Origin of the sequence: Adhaeretor mobilis, assembly GCF_007741515.1 — a bacterium.
GTDB lineage: Bacteria > Planctomycetota > Planctomycetia > Pirellulales > Lacipirellulaceae > Adhaeretor > Adhaeretor mobilis.
Window position 1 is genome coordinate 2,855,694 of record NZ_CP036263.1, and the last position, 12,823, is coordinate 2,868,516.

Annotated in this window: 8 protein-coding genes; 3 read left to right on the forward strand and 5 right to left on the reverse strand. The window is 50.1% G+C overall.

The genetic code is table 11. The annotated features are described in order from the left end of the window. The first annotated feature begins 14 nt into the window (after positions 1–14). A complete protein-coding gene (locus HG15A2_RS11265; protein WP_145060350.1) occupies positions 15–1,373 on the forward strand; it encodes a carbon-nitrogen hydrolase family protein in 1,359 nt (452 codons plus the stop codon). Between the two features lie 18 nt (positions 1,374–1,391). Beyond that, the gene (locus HG15A2_RS11270) at positions 1,392–2,933 is read left to right on the forward strand and encodes a sialate O-acetylesterase (protein ID WP_145060351.1); all 1,542 of its coding nucleotides are present in this window, start codon (positions 1,392–1,394) and stop codon (positions 2,931–2,933) included. A gap of 105 nt (positions 2,934–3,038) precedes the next feature. Here the strand turns inward: HG15A2_RS11270 and HG15A2_RS11275 are convergent, their stop codons facing one another. From HG15A2_RS11275 to HG15A2_RS11295, 5 genes are all read right to left on the reverse strand, one after another. Next, positions 3,039–5,378: a CRTAC1 family protein gene (locus HG15A2_RS11275; RefSeq protein ID WP_218932508.1), complete on the reverse strand. Its 2,340-nt coding sequence runs from the start codon at positions 5,376–5,378 to the stop codon at positions 3,039–3,041. Positions 5,379–6,149: 771 nt separating this feature from the next. Then, positions 6,150–7,142 carry a DUF1559 domain-containing protein gene (locus tag HG15A2_RS11280; protein WP_218932557.1) on the reverse strand — a complete coding sequence of 331 codons (993 nt, stop codon included), beginning with the start codon at positions 7,140–7,142 and terminating at the stop codon, positions 6,150–6,152. A gap of 106 nt (positions 7,143–7,248) precedes the next feature. After that, positions 7,249–8,265, reverse strand: coding sequence for a hypothetical protein (locus HG15A2_RS11285; protein ID WP_145060354.1), 1,017 nt, complete (start codon positions 8,263–8,265; stop codon positions 7,249–7,251). Continuing rightward, on the reverse strand, positions 8,252–10,513 hold the full coding sequence (locus tag HG15A2_RS11290) for a LamG domain-containing protein (RefSeq protein WP_145064028.1): 2,262 nt from the start codon (positions 10,511–10,513) through the stop codon (positions 8,252–8,254). Before HG15A2_RS11290 ends, HG15A2_RS11285 begins: the two co-directional genes overlap by 14 nt. 38 nt (positions 10,514–10,551) lie before the next feature. After that, positions 10,552–11,574, reverse strand: coding sequence for a dihydrodipicolinate synthase family protein (locus tag HG15A2_RS11295; protein ID WP_218932509.1), 1,023 nt, complete (start codon positions 11,572–11,574; stop codon positions 10,552–10,554). 292 nt (positions 11,575–11,866) lie between these two features. Between HG15A2_RS11295 and HG15A2_RS11300 the strand changes: the two genes are divergently transcribed. Beyond that, a complete protein-coding gene (locus HG15A2_RS11300; protein WP_145060356.1) occupies positions 11,867–12,700 on the forward strand; it encodes a hypothetical protein in 834 nt (277 codons plus the stop codon). Positions 12,701–12,823: the final 123 nt, after the last annotated feature.

Here is a 12,823-nt window from a genome sequence, read left to right on the forward strand (position 1 = left end):
GAAAGAGGAGACAAATGTATCATTCGAAGTCTGGTTCTATCATCTGTTGCATCATCTTGATCTTCGGCATGTACGCCCATGCCGAAGATACTGCGGCCCCTCTAGGTTGGAAAACTAAATCGCCACGAAGAGAGATACGCCCAACGTTTTCTTATGATCCCACGAGTGGACCCTCAGGCAATGGGGTTCTTGCAATTTCAGCGAACGAGAAAGCAGGCCTTGTCGGTTGGTGGGAAAAGGAGTTCGATGTTGAAGGTGGGACATATGTTGAGTTCACGGCACTCTACCGAACCGACAATATCGAGGCACCGCGCCGGGCAGCAGTCGCTCGAATCTTGTGGCGGGACGATTCGGGGAATTACGTCACGCATGATGAAATCTCAGGGGCTTCTTACAACCCCGATTCACGCCCGAAGGCAGAACCTGAGTTTCCAGCCGGGCGAGGAGCTGATGCGAACGGATGGAGTATAGTTTCATCCGTTTATCGGGTTCCGAAATCGGCTACTAAAGCAGTTGTTGAGCTCTCTTATCGCTGGGCTCCGGAAGGGCGCGTCGAGTGGTCAGATATTCAACTGATCCCCACTCTCGCCGCGAAACCTCGCAAGGTGCGTTTAGCGACAGTCCACTATCGTCCTCAGGAGGGGAAAACTTCGCTGGACCAATGCAGGCAATTTCTACCCTTTATTGAAGATGCCGCGAGTAGGGATGCTGAGCTTGTCGTTCTGCCTGAGACACTTAATTACTATTCCACGGGCCGTACCTTTTCCGAAAGTGGTGAACCTGTTCCCGGACCATCCACCGAATTCTTCGGACAACTGGCTGAAAAACACGACATGTACATCGTTGCCGGGTTGGTTGAACGCGAGAGGCATCTCGTTTACAACGTAGCCGTGTTGATCGGCCCCGATGGCAAGGTAGTTGGGAAATATCGAAAAACGACCTTGCCTCGAGGTGAAATTGAAAATGGCGTCACACCTGGCGATGACTTCCCCGTTTTCGAGACACGGTTCGGTAAGATCGGCATGATGGTTTGCTATGATGGATTCTTTCCAGAAGTAGCCCGGGAACTAAGCAATCGAGGCGCTGAGGTAATTGCCTGGCCAGTCGATGGATGTAATCCGTTGCTGGCTGCCGCCCGCGCGTGTGAGAATCACGTCTATCTTGTAAGCAGTACTTACACAGATGTCTCCGCGAATTGGACAATCTCAGCAATTTACGACCAAGATGGCCGAGTAATATCGCAGGCTAAAGATTGGGGCACAGTAGCAATCGCAGAGGTTGATCTAGACCATCGTCTGTATTGGCATAGCCTAGGAGACTTCAAAGCACAGATCCCACGGCATCGACCGTTCGTGAAGCAGGCCTCTCCATAGTTTTTCTATTGATTATCATTGTCAGAACACTGTTGCATTCGCCAAACGTCTGAGAAAAAGGCAATTACAACTGAAATGGTATTTCTCCGAGCAATAGCATTCATCGTTATCTTGGCTGGTGCCAGTCTATCTCAGGCCAAGTGCTTTGATATTTACATTCTCACAGGACAAAGCAATTCACTGGGCACTACAGAGCTTGAAGGTACAGCCAGTGCCCCGGGTACACACCCTGCGGATGTCCATACAGCTTTCTATTGGTCCAACGTTGCGCCCTCTTCTTCTGATCCGAACAACATCACCTTGTACGGTGATTCAGCCGGCTCACTCACCAAATTGATCATGCAACAAGGAGACGGAGTCAATCCGAATTTCTGGGGACCTGAATTTGGATTTTCCCGCAAACTTTTTGAGGCGGGGCGTTCGAATGTTTTGGTCATTAAAGTGAGTCGTGGAGGAGGGGGCAATAGGCATTGGCTACCGACTACTGGTCACATGACCAATCACCTCTTGAAGCAAATCGATATTGCTCTGGCTAGTATTCGAAACTCTGGAGACACATTCAAGATCAAAGGGCTAATGTACTTGCAAGGTGAAAGCAATAACGACGACGAGGCGGCCCTAGCTGATACGCGTTTGCAGACCCTGGTCGATTGCGTGCAGTCCCACATCAACGCAGATTATCCTGGTACCGCGACAAGTATGTACACCGTGGTTGGCGAATTAGCATCAAGCAAAGCTGGTGCTACTAGAGTGAAGACCACAGCTCTGCAGAATTCACTTGCCAGGGGGAAGAGCAAAGTCGGTTTTTGCGAAACAAACGACCTGCCTCTTAAAAGCGATGCAATACACTTCGGAAGAGATGCCAAGCTGGAAATTGGTCGACGTTTTGCCGACGCATTCATCAGCCGAGAATGGGTTGAAAATCCACTCCTGATTGCAGGCTATTCTGCCAATCAAGGAGTTGCATCCCCTCACCCAGTTGCTCAGGGATTTTCTCAGAAAGGCAATGTAACGGGCGTAGTGATGGAGGGTATTGCCGACTCAGGCACTTTAGCTTGGAGGATCCGCAGCGATAATCAGAGGGGCAACACCGAATATCGTAGGACACTAACACCTATAGAATTCCAACGGATGCTCGCCCGAGGCTGGAAGTTCAAGGTGAGGACCAAGGTGCTCTCTGGAAGTGGATCTGTTTGTTGGTCAATTACTAAGTCCAGCGATCCCGGTTGGTCGATTGCCAACTCAGGTATTGAAATCGGGTTTCATTTCACACGCATCAACGACGCTGAACTCGAAGTGCGCATCGGGGGGAACAAGCCAGCAATTAATCTCGTTGTAGGTTCAGCCGACCAATACCACAGCTTTGAATTACGGGGAAAGCGTTTATCGAATCAAATTGACCTCTATATCGACGGTCAATTGAGGAGGGACGAAATCAATCTTCAGAAAATATCCGAAGTATCGAGTTCTGCCGATGCTCTGGTCTTCAGTTGTGGTTCGAAAGATGACGTAGCTTCGGAAGTCTACTGGAATGAAGTTTCAATATTCGTTTTGGATTAATTCATCCAAATACAGCATATCTACCTGTGATATTTAGAACCTGCGGCGTGGTCTTGATATGGCGGACGCTACCAATGGATGTGACCTAGCTTGTGCAGAGCGGGATCAGCGTTGCCGTTTAAACCGTCGGGCACCTACACTCATCGTAAACAGCCCGAATGCCAATATCAGGCCGCCGGAGGGTTCGGGAACATGGGTTGCTGTTGCATCGAGTGACTGGTTTCCAATATTTGCCTGCCAATCGGCCAAGCGACCCACATTTGGATCACGTTGCCATTTAGTAAAGTCTGATCCGTCGACGAATCCGTCTCTGTTGAAGTCTCCGGCCACTCCATAGTAGAGTTCCAATGTTTGATCGAGCGAAAAACCGCTCAGATGGTCTATGTCACCATTGGGCCAAAATATCATGAGGTCTACCAAACCCTCGTAATCACTAAGGCCAAAATGTAGCGTCATATCGTTTTGGTTGCCCTGACCGGTACTGGTTTCTACTTGTCGCATAACAACATCTTCACCTTCCCGGTAAACAAATACTTGAGCTCCAATCGCATCTCGATTGATTGTGGAACCATCCCCAAACAGCTTAACCTTCATCCAGTGATTCGAATTGCCTTGATTGACATAGATCCTGCCTCCAGACACTAGGTCCAGGAATCCGTCGTCATTGATGTCGGCCCATGCAGCCTGGTAATTGATAACGCTATCGAGAGCATCTACACGTAAACCAACATGCGAAGTCACATCGCTAAAGGTCCAGTCACCGTTGTTGCTATACAGCACGGAGTGACCGCCCGTGTAAACGGTTGTAAAGAACAGGTCGAGGTCGCCATCATTGTCGTAGTCTCCAAGAGTCGGCGTGGCGAAAGACTCCTGCCAATCTAGCCCAGCTGAGGCACTCATGTCTTCAAACTCGAATCCACCTTCGGGCCCCTTATTCCGGTAAAATTTGGAGCGGTCTTGATAGGCAGCGGGATGACTGAAGTTTCCTACAAATAGGTCAAGATAACCGTCATTGTCCAAGTCACCCCAGGCCGAACCTATGGTGTGGCCGTAAGAAATGTTTGAGCTGTTGAAGTGCCCTTCCACCCCTCTCGCAGCTGCTTTATTCTCGAAATTGCCATTCCCATCATTGACCATTAGTAGGTTAGCTTCTAAGCGGTAGTTGGAGACGTAAACATCCACGTCGCCGTCCCGATCGAAATCGGCGGCCGTCACGCCACGAGCCGGGTCAATATCTCCAGTCTGCTGCCAATTGATGCTGAAAGATGTACCGCCGTTATTTTTTAGTACGGCGTCGGGTTGATAAGTGTTGGTCGTACTTTCAAAACCGCCGACGTACAGGTCAACGAAGGTGTCGTTGTCAAAGTCTGCCCAGACAGCACCTATAGTGCTCGACATTGGCATTGTCGGTAAGCTTGCATCCACACGTGTGAATCCAGTACCTCCGTCGTTGTGAAAGAGCCCAAACTCTCCGCTCTTAAACCCGAGGGCATCCTGAAATCCGTCATTATTGTAGTCAGCTAATACGATTCTTCCATCATAACCCAGTTGGCTAAGCCCAAAGCTAGTTCCGCCGAGGTTTGTCCAGACCTGGCCGTTGGCAAACAGGTCCGGTCGGCCGTCATTATTTGTGTCGCCTATTGCTGCGAAGTTTTTCCCAAGGGCGTTTGGTAAGAAAGAGGCCGTCTGATCGACGAACGACACTCCGCCAACAGAATTATCTATTAGTCGAATTTCAATATTAGGCGTTCCCCCTACGCCAGTCGTATTGCTCGCTGAGCGAAGAATAAGATCGACCTGAGCGACACTATCCCCGGCAGGAACCGTTGGTAACTCAAACTGGATGAGCGGGTTCCGCCACGTGGATGAATGAGTTCGAAGCTTGAGAGTGTTGCTGCTTGCGAAGTTAGTATCAAATTCTGAAATATCACTGGAAATATACGTATCTTCCAGGAGCAAGGCGTTCAAAATCAATGAGTTTCCAGTCGTGATTCGCAAAACTGGGGCATTGCCAGAACTTTCCCGAGAATAGATGGACCAGCCGAGGCTGCTCGTGCCACTATTGCCCTCACGGGTTGTAAAGCCTAACCCAATGGTAATTTCAGACATTGTCGAGTCGGAAATATTCTCTTCAATTAGTTCGCGTAGGCCGCCTGTGAAGGCGGAGTCACTATAAGTGACTACTTCATCAACACTATAGTCCGCACCAGGAATCAGATTTACGGAAGAATCCCACAAATCAGTCCAAAGCAATCGTGACGTTCCGTCTTCACCGCCAAAGTGAAATGTGGGACTTGCACTGTTGTAGGTAATAGTTGTCAGGTCCGGGATGAGGGACGCCCAAATGCAGGGCGAGCCAATCGTGCAACATGCGGCGGAAAGTAGAAACCGAAAACTTGCACCATTCAATAGAGACAGATAGTTGTTTCGCTTAGCGTTGACCATGAGTAGCTCTGAACTGATCCTGGTAAAAGAAGTCACAACACGACCTTGGTTACACTTGCCATCGTGGCAGTCTCCTTCGCTTGGGGTGGAAAAGTTCGTCAAGACAATCCCTACCAAGCAGGGGCTGCCCATTTAGGTGCGCAACGATTAGGTCGTTACCAAGGATTCAAGAAAACGCATCTTAGTGGCTTACACTACTGCGTCTTCCCTACTTCGAAATCCATCTCAGTGGAATTCGTTGGGAGATCCACTTGGGTCTGGTATCCATCAAAGAGAGGGGATCCCATTGGCATTTCTGGAGCAGTATTCCCATCAAACCCACGGATTTCGACAATTTGTTGCCCGCCGATTGTCCCTCGTTTAGTCAGAGCAGTATCGTATTGCCCTTGCTGAATGAGTGCGTATCCAGAGGGAGCATCTCTGCCCGATTTGCTTTCTGGGCGGAAACGGACAGTGCCTGCAGGGACGGGCGCTCCCTTAAAAGTTACAGTTCCTCGAATGTTGTAGCGAGGAATGCCCTCCTCGCCAACGCACCCAACCAGGGCGAAGACCAGAACTGCTGAGACAAGTCCCTTTCGTAGAGTCAAATAAAATAGATCAACTAGCATCGATCGCGATCCTAAGTTTCTTGCCGTGTTTGACTTCGAGAAGTCTAGATTGCCAGCTTCCAGCTGCTGCAAACTCGGTGTTTTGGGTGACCTCGAAAAGACAATCAGGCAGAGGTTGTACCCGCATATATTGTTGCTTTGCCCGGTGCTAGTAGTTCCAATCTTACTCGAGTGCGGCTACTTCTGAGCCATTCATGCTTGCTAGAGCCTTCAGGACGGATAATTCCGTAGCTTCACTAATGAATCTGGATGAGCCATCGCATATTGCGAAGTGGGTTCCGCCCGGGTGTTCACTGCCAAACCCTCCATCATTGAAGCCGCCCGCAACGAGCCAGTTGCCCGCACTGTCTTGCTCAGCGGGTTCATTGATCACAGTGTAAAGGTTTTTGGAAGAACCCATGTATGCACCCACGCTGGATCCTGACCCCAGCGTGGCACCACGCATCCAAGAGCGATAGCGTGTCCATTCGCTCCACGAGATCTCACCTACAGCAAAGGTATTGGACGTGCCGTCTGTAATCTTCGATAACTTGACGTACCGATCCTTGCCCAGGACTCCTTGAGTTGCGGCGCCACCGTCAGCACCCCAAAAACTCCCCTCATACTCATAGTTCAGGAACTCAGTTGCAAAGTCATTCCTGCCTTTCGGACCCATCACACCAATGTAGTGAGTGGTGTAGGGATCTTCGCCATTGACCACTTCTGTCTGACTGCCTCCTAGCGAGATCTGCGACAAGATCGACCGTGAGATTGGTTGACTTGGGCACAAGAACACGTCGAGTCGATTGATCGCTAACGCATTCTTGCCGCTGCCAGTATAGCTCCCTGCACTAGCGCTGTAATCAAAGCCTTCGTGCAATACTCCTTGTTCAAAGTAAGGAGTAACAAAGACGGTCCAAGCAAGTCCGTTTTCGCTCGTTCCGCCAGCGGGAAGAGTCGTTTGAGCCGACTCGTAGTTGAGGAGTGCGAGGTCGATTTGCCTAAGGTTGTTCTGACACTGCGAACGACGAGCGGCTTCACGTGCGGCCTGTACTGCTGGCAAAAGCAGACCGACCAAGACGCCGATGATCGCAATGACGACTAATAACTCCACTAATGTAAAGCCAGTCGAGCGAGTCCTGCCTCTGGGAGATTGGCGACAGTCAGTGGTTATCATGGATTCTAGCGCCGAAGCAAACCTCGCATGATCTTGCCGGGATTCGATGCAACTGGAACGTCCCATAGCACAATTCCTTTTCTTGTCAAATAATGATTGGAAGCATCTAGTTTGTCTTAATACGAACTGCTGAGAGAGCCATGAGCCCTAATGCTAAAAGCAATCCACCGATCGGCTCCGGAATTGCAAATGCAACCGACTGACTAGGGACCGTCTCAGTAGTGAGACGCAGGATTGGTGCAGTTCCAGAGCCATCGCTTGAGTGGATTGTCCAACCGACGGAAGAGGTTCCATCGTTGCCCTCGCGTAGAACGAATCCCAAACCAAAGTTCACCGTTACCGTTCCAGAACCGCTGATGTGATCTTGAACGAACTTGAGCATCCCCGCTGCACCATCTGTATCGGCATACGTAACGACTTGACCTGTAGTGAAGTCTTCACCCGGGATAACGCTTTCGGTCGAAAAGTCACTCCAAACCCTGGGCGAGTTTGGGGAAGCATAGTTAGCTTCCCAATCGGATAGGTTGCCTATAGTCGCGTTCCGTTGCCAAAGCAGAAAGTCGGCTCCCTCAACTACGCCGTTAGAATCGAAGTCTCCCACAAGTCCTGTCCACAGCAGCGCTGAGGTAAAGTCTTCACCACCCGTTTGCAGCGATGGAGTAGAGTTGACATAGGTGACAGTGGCCATGTCGATGGCCGTCGTTGTAGCGAGCACTTCAATATCGGGAGTACCGCCAATCCCAGTCGTATCTTGCGCCGAGGTGATAATCAGTTCGGCCTGAACAATCTGTTCGCCTGCAGGCAGTACGGGTAAATCAAACTGAATTAAGGGATTGCGCCAAGTAGAGCTGTGGGTCCTAAATTTTAGCACCGCGCTGTCGGAAAAATTTGTCGTGTTCTCAGTAGCATCTGAAGAGATGAAAGTGTCTCCAACCAGTGTGGCATCAAAGACGGCACCACTTACCCTGGGCAACCCGATCAAAACAGCTATCAGTGCCGCGACTAGAAAAGTGGAGGACAGCCGCGGCAGCACCTTGCTCGGATTTGCCCAGGCGATCCCGTTATAATGTCGGTCGAATTTACCGATTCTGTTTTTCGGTATGACTAGCTCATGTCGTTTCATTAGACTGTCTCCCATATAGATTGGTCCTATTGCGAACGCTCGATAGAGCCATGATTCCTAGCATAAAGAGCAGTCCAGCTGTTGGCTCCGGCACTACAGTGGCTGCCGACGTAAGTGAAGCTGTCGAACTTGATGTGCCGTAATTCGATTGCCAGTCAGACAGATTTCCGATACTTGGGTCTGATTGCCACAACAGGAAGTCATTCCCGTCGACGTCACCATCCAAGTCAAAGTCTCCCGACAAGAACAGCCCCGCAAAATTGCTGTTGTTGATCTTGAAGAGATCACCAGTGCCTCCTGGGAGACTAAACGTGAAGGCATTACTGGTTAGAGAGATCTCTTCAACCAGTCCTGTCAAACGGTTCAGTCGCCAAATCGTATCGATAGAGCTATCGAACTCAACTGTGAAGTCCGCAATCAGATCGTCTGGATCAAGGCCAACTCCATGCCACATATTCACGAGCATGAAGTACTCTTCGCCAAGATCGTCCTCAAAATAACCGACCATTGCATCCTTCAGATCGGCAGCAGGACCATCGATCGAAATACTATCAATTTGACCTTGGCCAGCGTTAAGATCCCATGATGGAATAGTGTTAGGCGTAAAGCTGGTGACCCCCCCCCACACATTTCTCCAATCAGTACTTTCTAAGTATCGCAAGGATTCACCGAGTGCGAGTACTTCGGCATTGGCTTGTTGAGCATGTGGGTAAAGTTCGCTGGGAATCCCGTTTTCGTCTAGTAGAGCGTTCTCAAATCGCGGTGATTGATTCTCTAGATCGAATAGATAGTAAGAAACTCCCTTAAAACCTGCCGCGAGCTTAGTAAATAATTCCGTCCTTAATTCCGAACCGCTTGGCAATCGATTGTTGTCATTCGGGTTTTGCTCGGGATTGTTCAGGTCATCAAAGGACTGAATAAAGGAGAAGACCGGAATGTCGTACTCGAGCGACTTTTGTCGCGCCGTCTGCATGTTGTCCAGGTGCGCACGGAGCTTGTCGGTCGTGTTAGTTGCACCCTCCCATGGATAGAATCCGTACATGAATGCATCGGGCTGGATTGTCGTAATGACATCATCCACATAGGTCGGGTTGATACCGGCAAGGCTAACATAGATCAATGAATCGGGATCCACTAATCGGACGTATTCGGCGGCATCGGCAACACCCGCAATTTTATCTTGCGGCACCTCATCCCGCAGGAGCCAACCCGTAACTCCGGCATTGATCCCCCACTGCACGCTGGTGCGGACCTCGTCGGACAGCTCATTGAAGGAACCAAGGAAGTGGCCGGCAATGCCTGGCAGTGCCTCGCTGCTCAGGGCAGTTTGGAAATTCGCGTCCTTATAAAGTTGCTGATCAGCAGGTTTACTCCAGGCACTGATCATAAAAGGATTATTGCGAACCCAGTTCTTTCCAAAGTTAGGGTCTCGGGGCTGAGCAACCGGGCCCTCAGATAAGCTGGCGTTCCAGGCCAGTTCTCCGACTCCGCTGCCGGTTCCGGGTTGCAGTGCTACATCACTGATGCGCAGATCGTCCATCAAGAACTTGCCTGAAAACGTGTCACTAGGATTCTCTGCACCGAGTCTTAACGTATGAGAAGTCGATGCATACGGACCAAAGTTGATCGATGAAGTTTCGAGAACTCCGTTACGGTACATTTTCATGAAGCCGGTAGCGTTGTCGAAAGTAAAAGCCATATGGCTCCACTCTGGATTAGCGTCGTCTAGGAATTGGTTCTCAGTCTTTTTCCGGTCCACAACGCCATTAGAATCTTTTGTGAATATGTCGATCCCCTGTTTTCCACCAACTAGAGGAGTGGCCTGAGAGATAGACCAAGTATCTGGTCCATTCGTCGTCGAAAGAATGAAACGAAGTGTGTCGGTAAGGAGTGGCTTGTACCAAAACTCAACCGTTAACTGGCCTGTTGTACCGATCGTAAACAGATCCGTTGAGGGCGTTTCTAATCCTCGCTGGAAATTGTAGTCGAGCGATAGTGAATCTTGAGGAGCGACACTCGGTACGTCCGAACTTAGGCCGACCGTACCAAGGTTAACGGTCACATCAAAATGCAGATCATTCCCAGAATCATCAAAGAATCGCTCAGGTCCATTCTCGATGCTCCAATTCCTGGCCATCGTGTCGAACGTATACAAGCCTGTTGTCTCTGCATTGGAAATTCGCGGCGCCCACACTGCTAAGAGAAGCGTAGCCAGCGTTAACGGATTAAATGCCGTCTTGCAATACATCAGGGTTGACCTCCACTAAAGTAATTGTGAGCCTACTCTTAAACTCTCCTGGATAATACATTTCCAGCAGTAGGCGTTTTTTCGTGGACATGGAATCTCCGAGAACCTGTTCCGGTTTCTGCCATGTCGATTTTATTGTTCTGAGGCACGCGACGCTCCGACTCCAGGAATTTCAGCACTATCGGTTCCGCAAGCAACTCGCGGCATTGAGTAGTCGTGAGCTGGCGAAATGGACGCGGCGCAAATTGACCAGAGATGCCTACCGAGTTCATCAATACGGTCAAAGCCGAGATCCCACCATGGTCCCGCATTGTTTCAAGCAATAGAGACAGGTCGCTCTGCAAGCGGCAAGCGGCGTCATCGCGACCATTCTTCGTGTGCTCAACGATACCGACGGCCCATTGCGGAGCGAGTGAGTAGATGCCGTCCAAGTGCCTCGTAACACCTACCTTAACTAAGTCATGCAATCTGCTGGGTTGCGCGACAATCACGTGGAACTTCACGTCCGCTTCCGAAACTAAACCGATCAGTTCCCGAGCTTGGTCAAGATCCCCTGAGCACTTAATGCCCGCGATGTTAGGATGTTCCGCAAGCGTTAAAGCGGTGGTTGCTTCGATCTCCACATACGTGCGCTGAGGGAGGTCATAAAGGTAGAGTGGCGACCGCGACGCATCGGCTAACGAGCTGTAATAAGCGATCAATTCTTCCTGGCTGAATCGCAAAAAGTAGGGAGGGAGAACAACGACTCCGCCTATCTCGTACCGATTGAGCAGTTTGATGCGATCCATAGTCCTGGCAAAACTCAGGTCACTTGCCCCGATCATCAGGTTTCCCTTGCCTCGGGTGATATCTACCGCTTGCTCAACTAATTGGTGGTAGGTGGCATCGGCCAAGAGTGGTCCAACACCCATAGTACCAGCGACAAAGACGCCATGCACTCCGCTTGACCACACCCGGTCAAGTTGTGCCGTAAAAGCAGCGGCCTCCAGGCTCTCGTCTACTGCCAGAGGCGTTCCAACGGCTGCAATCAACTGACACTCTGGTGAGATACGGTCCTTCAAAGCTCTTCCTCCAATAGGGTCGGACTAGATAGCCCTGATTATCAAGTTCTTCAAGAGAAGGAACGCAACTTTTTGCTATTATTAAATCTGATTGTTCCTGCCTGTTTCCCCTATGCTAATAGCAACATTTCATTTGTGCAAGCTGACGGCACGCAGAAAGGCACGCATTGTTTGAAAGATATTGAAGTATTGATTGACATTAGTATCACAAGTTGTCATGATAGCTCGTAGCAAGTAGCAAATACTGGATTTGCTATCTCCTCCAGGGTTTCTTAAGAGGGAGATTGGTCTGATGAGAACAATTCACGCTATGACTTTGACTGAGGGAGGGTTGCACCCGCCTAGATTGGGTAAACATCTACTAGGAATCCCGATAGTCCCTTTGCTGACTGCGCTAGTGGTAAGCGTGTCCATGCCAGGTCTGGCTGAAGCTGTTATTGTGGATGCGACGACTATCGAAGACACCTACCTTACGTCTGGCAGCAATACGAATTACTCGGGCGAGTCTACTCTACAGTTCAGGACTTTCTCCTCCGTGTGGCGTAATCCCCTTATTCAATTCGATCTGCCAGTATTGCCTGCTGGAGAGCAGGTAGTGCAGGCCGACCTAATTCTTACTTCGTCGAAAGACCCGACCGGTTCGGGTGGTACACCAGACATTGAAGTGCTCGCTACAACGACGGCCATCGACATGACTACTGTCACCTCTGTCAACTCTGATCCATCGCTGCAAACGGGTGGTGAAGCCTTTACCTCAGCGCTGCTGTGGACAGGTGTTTGGGATGATTTCTCTACCGAGAGTGTCATTCCTGGCGCAGATTTCAGCGTAGGTCAGACTGTCACCTATTCTGATACCGATTCCGCGGCTGGAATGCTAAAGTTTGTTAAGGACAACATTAGTGAATCTACTGCAGTAACGGTAAATTTTGGCTTAGGATTTACTATCCGTGAGGGAAACAGTGGTACGACTAGCGCTGGGTGGGAAATCTACTCGAGCAATGCAACCAATGGTTTCGCTCCTATCCTCAGAATCACGACCGCGAGTGTCCCTGAACCGTCCAGCTTCGTGGTTTTTTCAATGGTCGGCTTAGTAATGTTTGGCTTACGTCGTCAAAATCGCTTCTGAGGCGAGCAATGATGTTTCTGGGGTAGCTTGCACTTGACGTGGCCCAAACATATTTGGGCCACGTCATTGCTAGAATCATTGGCGCTACGGGCTCCGCCAATGTCAGTTTAGAAGCATCCCGTC